At 68.5% G+C, this 18,050-nt stretch carries 16 protein-coding genes; 2 read left to right on the top strand and 14 right to left on the bottom strand.

The window, feature by feature from the left end; translation table 11 throughout:
• Positions 1–23: 23 nt before the first annotated feature.
• Positions 24–971, top strand: coding sequence for a nucleoside hydrolase (locus PHA84_RS14370; protein ID WP_270888811.1), 948 nt, complete (start codon positions 24–26; stop codon positions 969–971).
• A 22-nt stretch (positions 972–993) separates the two neighbouring features.
• On the opposite strand, the gene PHA84_RS14365 is transcribed toward PHA84_RS14370, so the two are convergent.
• From PHA84_RS14365 to PHA84_RS14305, 13 genes are all read right to left on the bottom strand, one after another.
• Positions 994–2,013, bottom strand: a complete 1,020-nt coding sequence (locus PHA84_RS14365; RefSeq protein ID WP_270888810.1) for a LacI family DNA-binding transcriptional regulator — start codon at positions 2,011–2,013, stop codon at positions 994–996.
• A 73-nt stretch (positions 2,014–2,086) separates the two neighbouring features.
• Positions 2,087–2,971, bottom strand: coding sequence for an AraC family transcriptional regulator (locus tag PHA84_RS14360; RefSeq protein ID WP_270888809.1), 885 nt, complete (start codon positions 2,969–2,971; stop codon positions 2,087–2,089).
• 9 nt (positions 2,972–2,980) lie between these two features.
• Positions 2,981–3,943 carry an alcohol dehydrogenase catalytic domain-containing protein gene (locus PHA84_RS14355; protein WP_270888808.1) on the bottom strand — a complete coding sequence of 321 codons (963 nt, stop codon included), beginning with the start codon at positions 3,941–3,943 and terminating at the stop codon, positions 2,981–2,983.
• Positions 3,940–6,087 carry a hypothetical protein gene (locus PHA84_RS14350; protein ID WP_270888807.1) on the bottom strand — a complete coding sequence of 716 codons (2,148 nt, stop codon included), beginning with the start codon at positions 6,085–6,087 and terminating at the stop codon, positions 3,940–3,942. The genes PHA84_RS14355 and PHA84_RS14350 overlap by 4 nt, the downstream gene beginning before the upstream one ends.
• Positions 6,088–6,171: 84 nt before the next feature.
• Positions 6,172–7,089, bottom strand: a complete 918-nt coding sequence (locus PHA84_RS14345; protein WP_270888806.1) for a sugar phosphate isomerase/epimerase family protein — start codon at positions 7,087–7,089, stop codon at positions 6,172–6,174.
• An 83-nt stretch (positions 7,090–7,172) separates the two neighbouring features.
• On the bottom strand, positions 7,173–7,901 hold the full coding sequence (locus tag PHA84_RS14340; protein ID WP_270888805.1) for a phytanoyl-CoA dioxygenase family protein: 729 nt from the start codon (positions 7,899–7,901) through the stop codon (positions 7,173–7,175).
• Positions 7,902–8,009: 108 nt separating this feature from the next.
• Positions 8,010–9,083, bottom strand: a complete 1,074-nt coding sequence (locus PHA84_RS14335; RefSeq protein WP_270888804.1) for a Gfo/Idh/MocA family protein — start codon at positions 9,081–9,083, stop codon at positions 8,010–8,012.
• Between the two features lie 138 nt (positions 9,084–9,221).
• Positions 9,222–10,151 (bottom strand): carbohydrate ABC transporter permease, encoded by a 930-nt coding sequence (locus PHA84_RS14330; protein WP_270888803.1) that lies wholly within the window; start codon positions 10,149–10,151, stop codon positions 9,222–9,224.
• Entirely contained in the window at positions 10,148–11,092 is a 945-nt protein-coding gene (locus PHA84_RS14325) for a carbohydrate ABC transporter permease (protein WP_270888802.1), read from the bottom strand. Before PHA84_RS14325 ends, PHA84_RS14330 begins: the two co-directional genes overlap by 4 nt.
• A 71-nt stretch (positions 11,093–11,163) precedes the next feature.
• On the bottom strand, positions 11,164–12,507 hold the full coding sequence (locus PHA84_RS14320) for an ABC transporter substrate-binding protein (RefSeq protein ID WP_270888801.1): 1,344 nt from the start codon (positions 12,505–12,507) through the stop codon (positions 11,164–11,166).
• A 135-nt stretch (positions 12,508–12,642) separates the two neighbouring features.
• Entirely contained in the window at positions 12,643–13,650 is a 1,008-nt protein-coding gene (locus tag PHA84_RS14315) for a sugar phosphate isomerase/epimerase family protein (RefSeq protein ID WP_270888800.1), read from the bottom strand.
• Between the two features lie 48 nt (positions 13,651–13,698).
• On the bottom strand, positions 13,699–14,898 hold the full coding sequence (locus tag PHA84_RS14310) for a Gfo/Idh/MocA family protein (RefSeq protein WP_270888799.1): 1,200 nt from the start codon (positions 14,896–14,898) through the stop codon (positions 13,699–13,701).
• 114 nt (positions 14,899–15,012) lie between these two features.
• Positions 15,013–15,936, bottom strand: a complete 924-nt coding sequence (locus PHA84_RS14305) for a sugar phosphate isomerase/epimerase family protein (protein ID WP_270888798.1) — start codon at positions 15,934–15,936, stop codon at positions 15,013–15,015.
• A 249-nt stretch (positions 15,937–16,185) separates the two neighbouring features.
• On the opposite strand from PHA84_RS14305, the gene PHA84_RS14300 reads away from it, so the two are divergent.
• On the top strand, positions 16,186–17,337 hold the full coding sequence (locus PHA84_RS14300; protein ID WP_270888797.1) for an ROK family protein: 1,152 nt from the start codon (positions 16,186–16,188) through the stop codon (positions 17,335–17,337).
• Positions 17,338–17,344: 7 nt separating this feature from the next.
• Here PHA84_RS14300 and PHA84_RS14295 read toward each other — a convergent pair whose 3' ends face one another.
• Positions 17,345–17,974: a hypothetical protein gene (locus PHA84_RS14295; protein ID WP_270888796.1), complete on the bottom strand. Its 630-nt coding sequence runs from the start codon at positions 17,972–17,974 to the stop codon at positions 17,345–17,347.
• Positions 17,975–18,050: the final 76 nt, after the last annotated feature.

Below are 18,050 nucleotides of genomic sequence, written 5' to 3'. Positions count from 1 at the left end.
GTCCCTGCGCCTGAGGAGCACCAGTGGAACGCATCATTCTCGACACCGACCTGGCCATGGGCGCCCCGGGCAGCGACATCGACGACGGGTTCGCCCTGGCGTTGGCCGTCGCCGAGCCCGAGCTGCGCCTCGAGCTGGTCACGACGGTCAACGGGAACACCGATGTCGACACGGCCACGATGCTGTCGCGCCGGCTGCTGCGCCTGTTGGGTCACCCCGACCTCGCCGTGGCACGTGGGGCCGCGGCGCCCCTGCTGCCCTTCCCCCAGCGCCCGCGGCGCTCCGTCCTCGCAGCGCCCGAGGAAGATGGACAGCCGCACGCCGCCATCGCGCTGGCCGACCATGTGATGCACAGCCCCGGCGAGGTGACCATCGTGGCCGTCGGACCCCTGACGAACGTCGCGCTGGCCCTCACGCTCCGGCCGGAGCTCGTCCACGCCGTCAAGCGCATCGTCGTCATGGGCGGTGCCTACCTCCGGCACACCAACGTGGGCGCCATGCCAGGGGAGTTCAACTTCTGGGTCGACCCCCACGCGGCTCAGATCGTGCTGGCCAGTGGGGCGCCTGTGCGTCTGGTGGGCCTCGACGTGACGATGCAGGTGCGCCTGACTCGGGACGACGCACGCGAGATGGGCAGCGGCGAGGACGCGTTCCGCCGATATGCGGGCGAGGCCACGGACGCGTGGATCACCCACTGCGAGCGCACCCAGCCCGGTGCGGTCGCCGACCGCGGCAGCTGCCCGTTGCACGACCCCCTGGCCGTGGTGGTGGTGGCCCATCCCGACCTCGTCGGCTGGCAGCCGGCCCACGTCAGCGTCGAGGCGGCCAGCGCCATCACCCGAGGAGTGGCGGTGGCCGACCTGCTGACGGGCGACCCTGCCCCTGCGGCGAACTGCGAGATCGCCACGACCGTCGATGTGGACGCCTTCCACTGCCTGTTCATGGACCGCATCGCCGGGCCACTGGTCTAGAGCAGCAGGAGCAGCGCCCGTCTCAGGACGACTCGCGCAGGACCAGCTCGCACGGAAGGACGACGGTGCGTGCGGCTCCCTCGTAGTCACCCCACATCCGGCTCAACAGCAGGAGCGCCGCCTGCCGTCCCGTCTCGTAGGCGGGGTTGGTCACCGTCGTCAGGGCGGGGGACACCAGGCTTGCGGCGTCGATGTCGTCGAAGCCGACAAGCCGGGCGTCGCCGGGCACCCTGATGCCGCGTGCCCGTAGGGAAGCCAAGGCGCCCAACGCCATGAGGTCGTTGGCGCAGAAGACCCCGTCGATGCGCGGGTCGCGGTCGAGAAGCTCCTGCATGGCGCGGCTTCCACCCTCACGGCTCCAGCCGCCGTCGACCACCAGCGCGTTGTCGAAGGGTCGGCCCGCGTCGGCGAGTGCCTGCCTGAAGCCGGCCAACCGCCCGGGCGCCGACCGCTCGGGTCCCCGGATCATGGCCACAAGCGCGGCGCCCCGGGACACGAGGTGAGCGGTCGCGGCATACGAACCCTCCTGCTCCAGAGTGACGACACGGTCGACGTCATGCAGCTCCGGGTAGTCCCCGACGCAGACGAACGGCCGGTCGTGCCGGACCGGCGCCAAGGCCGTCGAGGTGCCTGACAACGGCGCCATCACCACGCCGTCCGCCCCCCGGTCCTGGGCGTCCTGGAGGAACTTGGTCTCCCGGTGCGACAGCCCATCGGTGTTGCAGACGTACGTGCCGTAACCGGCGTGCTCCAGCGTGTCGGCCAGCCCTCGGGTCAGCACGCTGTAGTACTCGTTGGTCAGGTCCGGCACGACCACCGCCACCATGAGCGAGCGACGGGTCCGAAGGTTCTGGGCGACGTGGTTGGGCCGGTACCCGAGCTCCTGCACGGCCCGTTCGACCCGAGCACGCAGCGCAAGACCGACACCGCGGTTCCCTGAGAGCACGTTGGAGACGGTGGACGGGCTCACCCCCGCAGCGGCAGCGACCTCGGCAATGGTGACCCGGGGGTCGGTGCGGGCCGGTGTCGTCGGCTCAGCCACCGAGCAACCTCCCTTGTCCGCGCCCGGCACGTCCCAGTCATGGTACCGAGCCACCCCGCGGCGGGTATGGCGGTCACGCCGCTCCCCGGGTGCCTTCCCTGCGCGGGCGCGCGGCGACCACGCTCGAGGCGCGGACCGGCGACCGGGTGTGGGACGGGGCCACGCCGTACCACTTGCGATACGCACGACCGAAATGGGACGGGGTGTTGAACCCGGCTGCCGCCGCCACCTCCGTGACACTGAGGGTGGTGGAGGTCAACAGGGACTCCGCAAAGCGGAGCCGCAACCGTTGCAGGTAGGACTGGAAGGACACGCCGACCAGGCTCGTGAAGCACTCACTGAAGTAGTTGGCCGACAGGTGCGCCCGTGCTGCCACCTCGGCCAGCGTCAGCGGCTCCCTGAAGTGGTGTTCGAGGTACGTGACGGCCGCGGCCAGCGCCGTGTCCGTGGCGCTCACCCTGGGTATGGTGCCCGGCGTCGCGTCCGGGCACCGCCGGGCGAACTCGACGAGGATGCATCTCAGCAGCGAACCGGCCAGCACGGGGGAACCCCAGCGGGGTTGGTTGGTCTCCCGCCAGAGGCGCTCGAAGTCCGCCTCCGCGACCACCAGGTCGTCCGTTACCCACGAGGGCCACGGCTGGCCCGCCGGCAGAGCCTCCGCCAGACAGGCCTCCAGTGTCGTCGGCTGGATGACGATGTTGTGGCAGACGAGCGGGTCGTGGGGGTCGGCCACGACTCGGTGGAAGTCTGCGGGAGTGAGCATGAAGGCGCTCCCGCGGGACAGTGACCGCGTCGTGCCGCCGACCGTGTGCGTCGCCGTGCCGCTGACCACGAAGACAAGCTCGTAGAAGTCGTGCCAGTGGACGCCCGTATCGACTACCTCCTGGCGAAGGGCCAGGAGCCGGCCGGAAGGCGCGTCCAAGCTCGCGGCGGTGTACCGGTCCACCGGAGGCAGCACCGCGGGCCGCTACCGCTCGCCCGCTGCGCCGATGAGAACGTTGGCCTTGACGAACCCCTCCGGCTTGTCCTCGAGCGTCTGGAACGCCTTGTCGATGTCCTCCAGGTCGAAGAAGTGCGTCACCAGTGGCTCCATGGACAACCGCCCCGACGAGAGCAGCCTCATGCCTCGGGCGATGCCCTCGTTGATGACGCTGACCTCGCGGAAGTGACAGTTCACGATGTCGAAAGCCATGTAGTTCCACTGGGCCAACGGCAGCGACCGGGGCGGGCCCTGGTGGTACCCCGCAATGGCGATCTTGCCGCTCATGCGCGTGACGTCCCCCAGCCAGCTCAAGGGCTGCTGGACCCCGGTGACCTCGAACGAGATGTCGACGCCCTTGCCGCCCGTCAGGTCTGAGACCACGTCGACGATGGGCTCCCGCGTCACGTCGACCACCCGGTCCGCGCCGAGGGTGCGAGCACGCTCAAGGGCATCCTGGCGGGTGTCAGCGACGATGACCCGGCTGGCGCCGCTGAGGGCGACCAGCTCCTGGACGAGGTTGCCCATGAAGCCACCGCCGACCACGAGCACCTCATCGCCGAGGCGCACGCGGGCCAGGTCCACGGCGTTGACCGCGCACGCGACGGGCTCACCGAGGGCAAGTGTCAGAGGGATGTCCCCCACGGGGTGACAGTAGGCCTCCTTCACCGCCACGAACTCGCCGAAACCTCCGGTTGTCACCCATACGGCCACGGCCTCCCCGACGCGCAGCCCGACCACCTCGGAGCCCAGAGCCTCGACGGTGCCCGTCGCCTCGTGCCCGGGCGCCATCGGGAAGGTCGCCCCGGCCACCCCTGACCACATGTCGAGCTCCGACGCGCAGACCCCGCAGGCAGCAACTCGGACGAGCACCTCGTCGGGGCCCACGTCGGGCACCGGGGCGTCGACGATCTCGAACCTGCGTTCTCCGGTGAGGAGGGCCTTCTTCATGCCTGGCTCCTTGTCGTGGGGTCGGTGCCGGGCGCCTCGTCACGCGGGGTGAACCTCAGCACGGAGTACAGCCCGAGCTCGGCCAGCCGAACGAGATGGCCCGACTCGGTGCTCTCGACCTCTACCTCCGCGACCTTCCCGTCGCTCGTGAAGAGGGTCACGACCGGGTCGGGCACGGGCAGCTGGACGGTGACGGTGACGTCATACCTCACCGTCGCACGGTCGAGGTCGTCGTCGTAGGCGTAGCTGAGCAGGTGCACCGCAGCCGAGCCGTCCTCGAGCCGGTGGATGTTGGCGGAGACGTCGTCCGCGCCGTGCACCACGGCCTGGCGGCCCAGCGGCAGCACGCTGTCAAGCGTCGCCTGGTCCAGGGCGCTGACGCGGCGCGTGTGGGGGTGCCCCACCAGGGCTCGGCTCGTGCTCTCCGGCAGGTTGACGCCCAGGTCGCCCACGACCACGAGGCACCCACCCTCGTCCAGGTAGCGCAACAGCTCAGCCGCCTGCGCCTGCGTGAGGTGCGTGCAGTGCGGCAGGACGACCGTGGCATAGCCGTGGATCTGGTGGGCGCCGACCCGGTCGGTGGCCGTGGCGGCATCGGGGAAGATCACGACGTCGAACGGCACCGCCGCGGCGGCGAGCTGGGCGGTCAGCGTTCGGTAGGGGACGGTCACGCTCTCGTCGCGGGCGTTGTGGACGTTGTCGCTGCTGTCCGCCTGGGCGATGAGCGGCCGGTTGCTCTCCACGCTGTACACCACGGCGACGCTGTTGTACGTCGTCCTGCTGAACAACGCCTCATGGTCCGCGAGGAAGGCCTGGACCTGCGCTGCGACGTCGTGCGGGGCGTAGAAGGCGTCCTCGATCCGGCTGCCCATCCAGGCGCCGTACGGAACGGTCATGTTCGCACCGAACGCCGCCCCCTCGTAGAGCGAGGCCCGGAAGCGGTCCTCGCTCTGGCCTCGCTTGAGGTCCTCGACCAGCTCCGGAACGACGCCGCCGTAAGGGTTCTCCACGACGACCACGTCCTGCTCGTGACCGAAAGCGGCGACGTAGCGGTACCACTCCGGCTGGCGGTACGTCGTGTTGCGCATCTCCGTGATCACCAGGTCGACGTCCTCGGCCAGCGGCAGATAGTGCGGGTCGAGGTTGAAGAAGTTGCCTGAGACCAGCACCTCCCGGCCACACCGGCGGCCGTACTCACGGATGTAGTCCGCCAGCTCCCGGAAGTACGTCTTGATGGACTGGGCCTGGAAGGCGTAGTAGTCACCGAACAGCGGCGTGGTCTCCCGGTTGCTCTTGAAGTCGTAGCCCTGCTCGAGAAGCCACTGCCCGTAGTGGAAGTCCTCGAGGTCCAGGCCCGTGAGCTCCGCTGCCCGGGTGGCGGGGTCCTGCTCCTGGAGATAGGCCCGGAAGCCCTTCATGCAGTCCTTGCAGAAGCACGCGCCGTACTGCATGGCACCCAACGGCAGCTCCGCCTCGTCCAGCTGGACGCCGTCGACGCCGGCGTCGATCTGGATGCGGATGATCGCCTTGAGGTACTCGCGCCAGACCGGGTTGTTGCGGTCCATGTAGAAGCACTGGTGGTCCCGATCCGGGCACTCGACCCAGTGGGCGTGGCAGGGCACCTGGTGGATGTCGCGGGAACAGCACTCCTCGATGAGGTCGGTGACCTGCTCGCCGTCGCTGTTGACCAGGCCGCCCGGGAAGTACGACTCGAAGGCCGGCCACAGCTTGGGGTAGCGGTTGCCGGAGAACTCGCGCAGGCCCAGCCAGTCACGCCGACCTACGCCGCGCAGCTCGTTGAGGGCCAGCACCGTGTCCTCCTCGTCGTTCAGCTCGACGGGGAACTCCCAGCCCTGAGCCTCGAAGACGACCCCGAAGACCTTGATGCCGTGCTTGTGGCACTCGTCGATGAACTCGCTGTCGTTGACGAAGCCGTAGAAGCGGCTGCGGGCGTCGACCGTGCCGAAGGCCTCCTGCTCCAGGTACGGCAGCGACAGCGAGCCGCCACCCAGCGACGCCCAGACCAGCACGGTCGCGCGGTAGTCGACGAGGTCGTCGACCATCCGCAGCCGGCGGGGCGGCAGGCTCGGGTGGTAGCAGTGCTGCCGGGGGAACCATGCATCGAAGTAGACTCCGCGTTCCATCAGTGCTTCTTCGCCTTTCGTTCGGACCTGGAGTCCTGGGGGATGGTGATGTCAGGGTTGGTGCGGCACGACGTGGTCTCGCGTTCACCCCACCAGCAGAGGGCTCAGAGTGCGGTGGGCCACGGTGAGCCCCTGTCGCACCTTCACCGGGGTGCCGGACCACACCGGGTCCTCGTGCTCGACCGAGATGAAGCCGTCGAACCCGCTCTCGTAGAGCGCGTCGACCAGCGCCACCCAGTCCACCTGGCCCAGACCGGGCACGCGGTAGCGCCACCACCCGCTGTTCCAAGCGGTGGGCCGCTCGACCATCTGCCCGAAGAGTCCGAACCGGTTTCGTCCCTGAGGCTCGATCTGGACGTCCTTGGCCTGCACATGGCGGATGTGGCCTTCCGCGGCCCACACCGCGGCCACGGGGTCGATGCCGAGCCAGACCAGGTGAGAGGGGTCGAAGTTCAGGTCGAGGCCCAGTCCGAACATCCACTCCCACAGCTCTGGGGAGTACGCGAGGTTGGCGGGGTAGCCATCAGGGTGCCACCCCTCCATCGGGCAGTTCTCCACCACCAGCGTGACCCCCCGCTCCCTGGCGTACGACACCAGAGGTGGTAGCTCCTTCTCGCCGAGGCGCAGGTTCTCGGCAACGGTCGAGCCGACGTCCCGCCCGACGAACGTGCCGACGTAGGGACACCCGAGCAGCTGGGCCGCGTCGACGCAGGCTCGCAGGTGCCGGTGGTTCGCCTCACGACGACGCCTGTCCGCGTGCAGGTTGTTGTCGTAGTAAGCGATGGCCGAGATCTCCAGCCCCGCGCCGTCGAGCACTCCCCGCACGTCCTGCGCCTGGCCGGACGTCAGGTTCCGCACGTCGAGATGGCAGGGGCCCTCCTGTCCCGCGCCCGCCGGCCAGGCGGCGACCTCCAGCCCCTGGTAGCCCTGGGCCCCAGCCCACGCGGCGACGCCGGGTAGGTCCATGCCTGGCAGGCAGGCGGTCAGGAAGCCGAGCTTCACGGAGGGTCTCCTCTGTTCGACAGGTCGGGGCGCAAGGGGCGGGCGGTCAAACGCTGGCTGGACGGGATGCCGGCTGGCTCGGGTCAGTCGTTCTCGTACGTGTTGCCGGCAGTGTCACGACCCCGGGCGAGCCACAGCTTCCAGCCCTCGTTGGCCTCCACCGGAAGGACCTTCACCGAGGCGGGGAAGTACCGCATGGTGTAGCCGGTGCGGCGGATCTCGCTGGTGTTGGGCAGTGCGCCGTGGACGATCCGACCGTCGTGGAGCGAGAACTCGCCGGGCTGCAGCTCGAAGTCGACCGCCTTGTCCTCGTCGACATGCACGATCTCGGCGTGGAACGTCTGGGTCGTCATGTCGGTGGGCTGGTACTCCGAGAAGCCGTTGTGGTGCGTGCCCGGGATGACGCGCATGCACCCGTTCTCCCGGGTGCTCGGGCTGAGAGCCAGCCATACGGTCACGATGCGGTCGTACTCGCTGAGCCGGCCGTTCCAGAACGCGGAGTCCTCGTGCCAGGGAGTGGCGCGTCCGACCTTGGGCTCCTTGGAGATGAAGTGGCTGGTCCACAGCGCAATGTCCGGGCCCACGAGCGGCTCGACGACGTCGAGGACCTCGTCGGACAGGAGGAACTCCAGGAGCCGCTGGTCGCGGAAGTGGGGGGTGTCCAGCTCGTCGGAGAGCTTGTCGCCCTTCTCTGCCAGGTGCTCCTCGAAGATGCCCTGCAGCTTGGCCAGCTGGTCGGGGGCGAACAGCTGCTGCTGCGGGAGGAGGTAGCCGTTCTCGCGGAAGAACTCGACGTTCTCGGGGGTGGTCACAGTGATGCCTCTTTCGTCTGTTGGTGGGTGAAGTGCCTTGCCAACGCTAGGGATTCGCGCTACTGGAGCGCGCCGCTTATCTTCGGCAGGACTCGACACAACTTCGGCTCAGGACTTGTCCAGGACGCGGATGATCTCGGCGAACAGGTCCAGGTCCTCCACGAAGTCCTCGGCGCTCGTCTTCGGCTGCTCCCCGCTGACGACCGCGTGGTGGAAGTACTCCAGCTCGGCCGTGTACGGGTCCTTGAGGTGCGGCCGGCTGACCGTCGTCCGCAGCTCGTCGCCGGCCGTCTCCTCCAGGAACAGGCGGGTGGGGAAGTGCCTCACGTAGGGGGTGTCGTACTGGACCCGCATGGTGGCGGTCTCCCCGTACACCTCGATGTGCGCGTCGAACCTCAGCTGCTCGTCCACGCCCGTCTCGTACGTCACCAGGAAGCCGTCGTACTCCAGGAGCGCGGTGATGAACCCGTTCGTCTGGTTGCGGTGAGCAGCGATGACCGCGTTGGGGCGGCCTAGCAGCTCGCGCATGGCTGACAGGTCGTGGCTGCCCAGTCCGCACAGCAGCCGGTAGGCGCCGGCCAGCTCCGCGGGGACGTCCCCGACGGCCTCCTTGACCAACGCCGCGCCGCGGGCCCCCCGCTCGGCCGCCAGCTCCGCAGGGATGTCGGTGGGCCGGTCGACGTGGGAAGTCTGGTCGACGATGAGCTGGTTTCGCCCGATGACGTCGTGGACCCGGACGTAGTTGACCCGCCCGAGGGACTCCAACCGCTCCTTGGCCTGGAGGAAGGCAGGCGCGAACCGGCGCATGTAACCGACCATCAGGGTCCTGCCCGAGCGGTCACGGGCAGCGATGATCTCGTCGGCCTCGCGGGGGCTCAGACACATCGGCTTCTCCACGAGCACATGCGCGCCGGCGTCGAGAGCCTGCACGACGCACTGCGCATGGAACTCGTCGCTGTTCAGCACCAGCACGCAGTCGAGCTCTTCCTGGGCCAGCATCTCCGAGGTGCTGAGGTAGCGCCCGGGGATGCCGAAGCGGTCTCCGACAGCGCTCAGGAGCGAGGCCGAGATGTCACAGGCGGAGCGGACCTCGAAGAGATCCGGCAGCGAGGTCAGCACCGGCAGGTGCACCACCTGGGCGACCTCGCCGAGGCCGATGATTCCGACACGGAGTCTGGACATAGTGATAGCGCCTTCTGGGTCGAGGGGAACGGGTCGAGGGAGAGGGGTCCGGGGTAACGGGTTCGGCGAGATGAGTTCAGGGGGATGGGCTCTGGGAGATGCGTTTGCGGCCGACGGTGTGAGGTCGCACAGACGCGGTCAGCCCTTCGTGGCGCCGGCCATCATGCCGCGGGTCAGGGCGCGCTGAAGGAGGAAGAAGAAGACGAGGACCGGCAGGGTAGCCAGCGTCCCGGCGGCCATGATGTTGCCCCACTGCGTGCTGAACTGCTCGATGAAGCTATACATCCCGAGGCTCAGCGTGAAGTTGTGGTTGGAGGCGATGAACACGTAGGCGAAGAAGAACTCGTTCCACGCCAGGAGGAAGGCGAAGACGGCCACCGAGACGATGCCGGGCCGGGCCAGCGGAAGGATGATGCTCCACAGGATCCGCAGCCGGCCGGCGCCGTCGATCAGCGCGGCCTCCTCCATCTCTTTCGGTATGCCGTCGAAGTAGCCCTTGAGCATCCATACCGAGAAGGCCAGTGCGAAGGTCAGGTAGGTGACGAGCAGCGCCCAGAGAGTGTCGATGAGGTGGTACTTCGTCAGCAGCAGGTACAGCGGGATGGCCAGCATGACGCCGGGGAACATCTGGACCACCAATAGTGAGTTGCCGTAGAGCGCATGGCCCCGGAACCGCCAGCGCGACATCGCGTAGCCGCCGAGGCTCCCGATGGCGATGGCGAGCAGGGTCGTCCCGCCGGCGACGAGGAGCGAGTTCTTGAACCACGTGACGAACTGCGACTGTTCGAGGACGACTCGGAAGTGCTGGAGGGTCGGGTGCGCCGGGATGATGTTCAGCCCGGTCATGATCTCGCTGTCGGACTTGAAGGCACTGCTGATGGCCCAGAGCAGTGGACCGATCGCGAAGACGGCGATGACCAGCAGGATGAGGTGCCGCACTGCTCCTTCGGCAAGGCGCTTGACGCGCACCGACGTCGGCAGCTGGTTGCCGGCACGCGCCAGCCGTCGCGAGGCGATCGGCGCCTCAGGCAGGGTATGGCCCTGCGGCGTCATGACGTCGTCGCTCACTGGTAGACCCCTTGCTTCTTCTGCAGGCGGAGGTAGATCGCTCCGAGGAGGAGCATCAGCACCATCGAGATGATGGCCAGCGACGTCCCATAGCCGATGTTGAAGCGCTGGAAGGCTTCCTTGTACGCCAGGAGGATCAGCGGTGTGGTGCTGTTGGCCGGGCCGCCCCCCGTGAGCACGAACGGCAGGCCGAAGTCGTTGAAGGTCCAGATCGCCTGGAGCAGCGTCGCGACGACGGTCACGGGGAGGATGAGCGGCATGGTGATGTAGCGGAAGGTCTGCCACCGGTTGGCCCCGTCGAGCGCAGCCGACTCGTTGAGGTCGTCCGGGATGCTGCTGAGGGCGGCCAGGACCGTGATCATCATGAACGGGAACCGGGACCAGACACCCACGACGATGATCGAGGCCATGGCGAGCCTGGGGTTCGAGAGGAACAGCACCGGGGAGTCGACCAGGTGAAGCTTCACCAGGAGGACGTCGATGAGGCCGCTTTGGTCGTTGAGCATCCACTGCCAGCTGATGTAGGACACCACCGGAGGGACGACCCAGGGAACGAGGATCAACGCGCGGTACAGGCCGCGCATCCGGAACTTGTGGTTGAGCAGCAGGCCGGACACCAAGCCCAGGAGGTAGCTCAGACCGACGATGCCGACCGTCATGATCAGCGATGTACGCAGGGCCAGCCAGACATCATGGTCGTGCAGCGCCTGGACGTAGTTGTCCAGTCCGTTGAACCGGGTGAGCCACGGCTGGACTCGGCTGTGGTACCGGAACCCCTCGGCCAGGCCGGTGGCCAACGGGTAGAAGACGATGGCGAAGAGGAAGACCAGCGACGGCAGGATCAGGCTGTAGGCCATTGCGTTCTTGCGCCAGTGGCTCGGTTTGCCGGTGTCCTGCCGGCGGGCTGTGGGGTGCCTGCGCACCCGGACTACGTCCTGCATCCTGACCTCGTTTCGTGCTCGCCGCGGCGGGCCGGTCGGCTCTGGGCTGCCGACCCGCCGCGACCTGGGTGTCACTTCGTCTGGAAGAGCGGAGCGAGCTTCTTGTCCGCGTCCTTGAGAGCGTCCTCAGGCGTGCGCTGCCCGGTGATCACCGGGTTGATCGCCGTGTCTGCCATCCCCGTACCCAACGAGGCGATGCCCACGCCGCCCTTGTTGCTCGGGTACCAGTAGTCGACGCCGGTTTCCACGCTCTGCCGAGCCAGGGCCTTGATCATGTCGTTGCTCTGGTAGATCGGGTCGTTCAGCAGCGACTTGTACACCGGCCACTTGCCTCCGGGCTCCGCGGCGTACAGCTTGCGCAGGTTCTCCTTCTGCATCATCCAGGCCAGGAACTCCTTCGCCTGCGCCGGGTGCTTGCTCTGCTTGTAGATCATCCAGGGGTTCGCGAAGGAGACGGAGTGCCGCGCCTGCGGTCCGCCCGGGCCTTCGAGGACGGGCAGCACGCCCACGTTGGGAGCAAGCTTCTTCGCGTTCTTGGTGATGTCGTTGGCGAAGAACCCTGCGCCGAACGCCATGGCCGCCTTGCCCTGCTCGAACTGCTTGAGCACCTCGGTGAAGGTCCACGACGCGGTGCCCTTGGCCGCGCAGCAGCTCACGAGATCCTTCTCGAACTTGAGGGCGGTGAGCTGCTGGGGTGAGTTGATCGCGGGCTTGCCGTTGGCGTCCGCCAAGCTGCCACCCGCCTGGAACACCAGTGTCATGTAGAACTGGTCGGTGTCGTAGGTGCCCTGCTTCCCAGGGACCGCGATGCCGATCATCCCCTTGCTGGAGTTGTTCAGCTTCTTGGCGGCCGCCATCAGGTCGTCCCACGTCTTCGGCAGGGGGATGCCGGCCTTGGCGAAGAGGTCCTTGCGGTAGTAGATGGCGCGCTGGTCGAACTGCCAGGTGATGCCGACGTCCTTGCCGTTGAACTCGAACTTCTTGTAGGCCCACTCGGGCATGTCGGCGAAGGTGCCGTCGGACTGCCACTTCTTGAAAAGGTCACTGATATCAAGCGCCTGGTCCTGCGCCGCCATCGTGAAGGGGATGCCGGAGTCGCCGCCGCTCATGTCCGGCGGGTTGCCGGCCTGGACCGCAGAGAGGAGCTTCTGGGAGTAGTCGCCCCAGCTGAGCTGCTGGAACTGCACCTGGATGTTGGGGTGCGTCTTGTTGAACTCAGCGACGTTTGCCTTGATCTGGTTCTGGAAGGCGTCCGAGCCCCACTGCATATCCCAGTAACGCAGCTTGACCGGGCCCGTGTCCTTCGACGCCGCCGAGTCACCGGACGACCCGCCACTGCACGCGCTGGCAAGCAGCACCGCAGCTGCGGTGGCCGCCAGGACGAGGCGGGGGCGCCGCTTCGAGGTTGTCCGCATTCTTCTCTCCTTTGGGGTTTCTGTCGGCCGTTGGGTTCCGCGGGCCGGTGTTCTGGTGGTGGTGGTGGTCAGAGCGCCAGCGCTGGCTGCCGCCCTGCAGCCCCGTCTGCACGGGGGTGGGTCACGGCTCCGCCGCTAGCCGTTCGAGGAGAAGGCGGCGTCGAAGGCGGCAGCAGGCGGCTCGATCCGGACGAGCTTGCGGATGAACTGCAGGGCGTCGGGCGCACCGACCGAGCGGTCCATCCCCGCGTCCTCCCACTCGACGCTGATGGGGCCGGCGTACTCGATCGAGTTGAGCATCCGGAAGACCGGTTCCCACGGCACGTCACCATGGCCGGTGGAGACGAAGTCCCAGCCGCGACGCGGGTCGGCCCACGGGAGGTGCGAGGAGAGGCGTCCGTTGCGGCCGTTCAGCCGGAGCACCGACTCCTTGCAGTCCACGTGGTAGATGCGGTCACGGAAGTCCCACAGGAACCCGACAGGATCCAGGTCCTGCCACACGAAATGGCTGGGGTCGAAGTTCAGGCCGAAGGCGGGACGGTGTGCGACCGCTTCGAGCGCTCGCACGGTGGTCCAGTAGTCGTACGCGATCTCGCTCGGGTGCACCTCATGGGCGAAACGGACGCCGACCTCGTCGAAGACGTCCAGGATGGGGTTCCAGCGGTCGGCGAAGTCCTGGTAGCCGCGCTCGATCATCGCCGGGGGCACGGGCGGGAACATCGCGACGGTATGCCAGATGGAGGACCCGGTGAAACCGATGACCGTGTCCACCCCGAGCTCCGCCGCGGCGCGGGCGGTGTTCTTGATCTCGTCAGCGGCCCGCCGCCGCACGCCTTCAGCCTCTCCGTCTCCCCAGATCCGGCTGGGGAGGATGGCTTCGTGGCGCTCGTCGATCGGGTGGTCGCAGACCGCCTGACCGGTGAGGTGGCAGGAGATCGCGTACACGGCCAGGCCGTGCCGGTCGAGGATCTCCCTGCGCCCCTTGACGTAGGCGGGGTCGGTCACGGCGGCGTCGACGTCGAAGTGGTCGCCCCAGCAGGCGATCTCCACGCCGTCATAGCCCCAGTCCGAGGCCATGGCGCAGACGTCCTCGAAGGGGAGGTCCGCGAACTGACCGGTGAAGAGAGTGACAGGTCGAGGCATTGCTTCTCCAGGTGGCTGTGATGGGGGTTCGGGTGGCGCGGGCGCTGGCTAGCCCGCGACCTCGGTCCAGCAGGAGGACTTCTCGGCCGAGCGGGTGACGGCGTCGAGCACCTGCTGGACCGCCAGCCCTTCGGAGAAGGAGGGGGTCGGCTGCCGGCGCGCCGCAACGTCCCGGACGAGGTCGGCCACCTGGTGCGTGAAGGTGTGCTCGTAGCCGAGGCCGTGACCCGGCGGCCACCATCCGTCGAGGTAGGGATGGTCGGGCTCCGTGACGTAGATCCGGCGGAAGCCGGCCTGCGCGGCAGGGACAGTGCCGTCGTAGACGTGAAGCTCGTTCATCGACTCGAAGTCGAAGTAGAGGCTCCCTGCCGACCCGTTGACCTCCAGCCGCATCGCGTTCTTGCGGCCGGTGGCGAAGCGCGTCGCCTCGAACGTCGCGAGGGCCCCTCCGTCCGTCCGGCCGAAGAAGACGGCGGCGTCGTCGACCGTCACCTCGCCTCGCTCACTCGCCTCTCCCCCGGACGCAGCGAGTCCCGAGGACTGCGCGGCGACCGGACGCTCCTTGATGAAGGTCTCCGTCGTCGCGGAGACCCCGGTCAGCCGCTGGCCGGAGACGAACTGGGCCAGGTCGATGATGTGCGCGCCCAGGTCACCGAGGGCACCCGAGCCGGCCTTGTCCTTCTGCAGACGCCAGACCAGCGGGAAGTCGGGGTCGACGATCCAGTCCTGCAGGTACTGCGCCCGGATGTGTCGGACGTCGCCCAGCGTCCCGTCCGCGACAAGCCGCTGCGCCAAGGCCAGTGCCGGCACGCGTCGGTAGTTGAAGCCCACGGAGGCGAGGACGCCGCGGGTCGCGGCCTCCGCGGCGGCAGCGGCCATGTCGCGGGCCTCGTCCAGCGTGTTGGCCAGAGGCTTCTCGCACAGCACGTGCTTGCCGGCGGCCAAGGCCGCCAGGGCAATCTCGGCGTGGGAGTCGCCCGGGGTGCAGATGTCGACCAGGTCCACGTCATCGCGAGCGATGACCTCACGCCAGTCGGTCGCCCACTCCCGCCAGCCGAGGCGGGAGGCCGCCTCCCTGGTCCCTTCCGGGCTCCGCCCGCAGATGACGCGCATCTCCGGTTCCAGGGGCAGGTCGAAGACGCGGTGTGCGGTGCGCCAGGCTTGGGAGTGGGTCCCGCCCATGAAGGCGTAGCCGATGAGGGCGACGCCCAAGGGCCGCTTGGTGTCTGCTGTCGGGGTATCGGTCACTGGTTCACCTCGTCTGGTGTGCAGAGCCCGAGCTAGCGGCTCGGTCTCCTGGGGCTGGGCTGTGGAACGGCGGTCTGCGTCGGATCCAGACATCCGGGTCTGGTGGGGTTCGGTCTAGGTGTGGCCGGGGGAGCGGCTCGCCAAGCGGTCTTGCCCGAGCACCTGACCGCATACCCACGCGGCGGAGCGGCGTGCGCTCTCCAGTGGGGTGCCACCGTCCGGAACGTCCACCTCGACGATGTGCCACCCTGTGAAGTCCGGCGGCAATGCCTCCAGGAAGCGCACGATCGGGACATCGCCGCGCCCAGGTTCCGTCCACAGCCGGTCGCGCACGGTTGCGGACACGTAGTCCGAACCAGCCGTGCGCGCGCGGCGGGCAGCAGCGGAGTGCACGTCCTTGAGGTGTACGGCGGCCACCCGCTCGGCGTAGTCGCTGACCATGGCCGCGGGGTCCATGCCGGCCCAGAACAGGTGGCCGGTGTCGGGCCCGAAGGCAAGCAGCCCGGGCGCGATGCCGTCGAGGACGGCGCGCGTCTCATGCTCGGTCTCCACCCAGCTCCCTACGTGCGGGTGGAGGCATGCGCGCACGCCCTCACCGGCCATGACCTCGGCGACCCGCCCCAGCTGGTCGACCACCGCACCCAGCCGTCCCAGGTCGAAGGCGGCACCCACCGCGGGGCGGCGTAGCCGCTCCGGCGACATGGCGGCTGCCACGAAGCTCTCGGAGAGCCCGAGCTCCGCCTGCTGGCCGGCGTGACGCGCGGCCCGCTCCACCAGAGGCGCCACGGAGGCATCGGGGGAACAGTCGACCGAGAAGTAGCCCGGTGCGGGCCGCACACCATGGTCGTGCAGCAGGAGCAGGTAGGCGGCCGAGGACAGGTGCTCGGGCACGTCCGCCATGACGGCCTCGAACCCGGCGGCGCGGGCCTGGCGGAGAGCTCCCGGGAGGTCCGCCAGGGAGAAGGCGAATGTGCCGTCAGCCTGCAGGGCCCACGGCAGGAGGTTTAGGGCAACAGACGAACCCGTGCGCAGTGCCACCCATCCACCTCCTCGTCGAGGTCCGTTGCACGGGCTCAGCGCATGCGCTGGCCGTCTGCCGATCTGGCCGTGCTGTGTACCGTAAATCGATTTTCGCGATCTGTGGACAGACCATAGGCGCAGCACATACCGTGACTCAAGAGGTCAGAATTATGTTCTTTCGAGTCCTAATGAGGCGGGCCAGTGACACAGCAGCTGCTACGGCTCGACATTCCCCGAGTGGCGCCTCGCGTTGACGGGGATGCGGTGATGAGTGCGATCACCCGGCTGGTCGCGTCGGCCACTGCAACCACCCGTGCCGACCTCGTCCGCGCCACCGGACTGGCGCGGTCCACCGTCACGACGCATCTGGACCAGCTGCTCGACAGCTCCGTGGTCCTGGAGGAGGCCGAGCAGGCCCGCGGCGTGCACCGGGGCCGGCCCGCGAACAGCCTCGCCCTGTCATCGCACGCGGGCTTCGTCATGGTCGTGGACATGGGCATTCACAGGGCCAGGCTGGCGGTCGCCGACCTCAGCCAGCGCCTCCTTTCGATCGAGCAGGTCCAGATCGACCCTACGAGCGGCCCAGTGCCCACCCTCGCGCTGCTGGGCGACGTCCTCATGCGGATGGCGGCGAAGGTCGACCGCCCGCTTCATGAGGCGAGGGCGGTCGTCGTAGGGCTGCCCGCGCCCGTCGACGTGCGCCGCGGTATGGCGGTGCGCCCACCGATCATGCCGGGATGGGACGAGTTCCCCGTCGCTGAGACGATGAGCGCGCGCTTCGGGTGCACCACAGTGGTCCAGAACGACGTCAACCTCATGGCGGTCGGCGAAGCACGGGCGCTGCCTGCCGAGCAGTGCCCGCTGCTGTTCATCAAGGTCGGCACGGGGATCGGTGGTGGACTCGTCTCGGCCGACGGGAACCTGCACCTGGGGGCTGACGGCGCCGCCGGGGACATCGGGCACATCCGCGTTCCCGGCGCTGAACCGGTCGTCTGCGCGTGCGGCAACATCGGCTGCATCGAGGCCGTGGCTTCGGCGGACGCGATCCTCCGCCAGCTCTCGCTGCCCCAGGCCGACCCGGTCGTTGCCACCGCTCATGTCGAGCAGCTGCTGAGGCAGGGGGACGCGGACACGGTCCGCCTCGTGCGGGAGGCGGCAGTCGTGCTCGGCGAGGTCGTGGCGACCCTGGTCCACTTCTACAACCCCTCGCGCGTCGTTCTCGGGGGTGCGATCACGTCGGCCAGCGACCACCTACTCGCGGGCGTGCGGGGAGTGGTCTACCAGCGGGCACTTCCACTGGCCACCCGAAACCTCACCCTGGCGCACAGCGTGCTCGGGGCGCGCGCTGGTATCGCCGGCGGAGTGGTGATCGGCGTCGAGCTGGTCCTGTCTCCGACAGGCATCAGAGCCCTGCTGTAGGCCGGCGTCAGGATTCCCCATGACCAGCAGCTGCACCGTGCCCGAACAGGCTCCACCCACGGACCTCGGGACTGAGCCCCATCACCACCGTCAGCGCGGTCGGGAAGCGGCACAGAGCGTACGCCGTCAGCCGGAGGTGACCCTCCAGGACGACGAGATCGTGCGAGTCCGGGCCGACCACGATGATCTCGGGCAGGACCAACCCGCTCCTTACGGCAGACGCCGCAGCGAGGAACGGCTCGTTGCTCTGCCCGAACACCGATCTTCCGGCGTCGACAGCGGCAGCCGCGTTCACCGGCAGTCGGGTACCGGCCGACAGCTCGACCCAGTAGCTGTAGTCGGTGTACCTGACCGCAGCGAGGTCAGCCGGGGCCAGCACGGCGCGGCTCCACGCAACGGCGCTCGGAAAGCCGTCGAAGAGTCCCGTTCCCGCGGTGTATCCCCTCGTGGTTCCGAGCAGCTCCCGCCGCCACCGGTTCTGTCGCACGTCGCGGAGGTCGGCCTGGGTGACCAGTGCCTCGGACAGCCCCCGCGCCTTGAGCGCGTCCCGAACGGCGCCGCCGAACCTCGATGACTCGAGCTCCCCTCGCAGGAACACGCCGACGAACTCGTCCTCGTCCAGCGGAACGGGATCCACGGTCGTCTCACCCCCATGTCGAGAGCGGGATCCCCACGGGTTCCCGAAGAAAGGCGATGTCATGCAGCACGGTGGG

It is taken from the genome of Pedococcus sp. 5OH_020 (genome assembly GCF_027812955.1).
Classification (GTDB): Bacteria; Actinomycetota; Actinomycetes; order Actinomycetales; family Dermatophilaceae; genus Pedococcus.
This window is presented reverse-complemented; position numbering and strand designations above follow the sequence as displayed.

Bases quoted from the DNA above. Each gene is read 5' to 3' on its own strand.
- PHA84_RS14355 (WP_270888808.1), bottom strand. From the start codon at position 3,943: ATGAAGAAGGCCCTCCTCACCGGAGAACGCAGGTTCGAGATCGTCGAC.
- PHA84_RS14350 (WP_270888807.1), bottom strand. From the start codon at position 6,087: ATGGAACGCGGAGTCTACTTCGATGCATGGTTCCCCCGGCAGCACTGC.
- PHA84_RS14335 (WP_270888804.1), bottom strand. From the start codon at position 9,083: ATGTCCAGACTCCGTGTCGGAATCATCGGCCTCGGCGAGGTCGCCCAG.
- PHA84_RS14325 (WP_270888802.1), bottom strand. From the start codon at position 11,092: ATGCAGGACGTAGTCCGGGTGCGCAGGCACCCCACAGCCCGCCGGCAG.
- PHA84_RS14320 (WP_270888801.1), bottom strand. From the start codon at position 12,507: ATGCGGACAACCTCGAAGCGGCGCCCCCGCCTCGTCCTGGCGGCCACC.
- PHA84_RS14315 (WP_270888800.1), bottom strand. From the start codon at position 13,650: ATGCCTCGACCTGTCACTCTCTTCACCGGTCAGTTCGCGGACCTCCCC.
- PHA84_RS14300 (WP_270888797.1), top strand. From the start codon at position 16,186: ATGAGTGCGATCACCCGGCTGGTCGCGTCGGCCACTGCAACCACCCGT.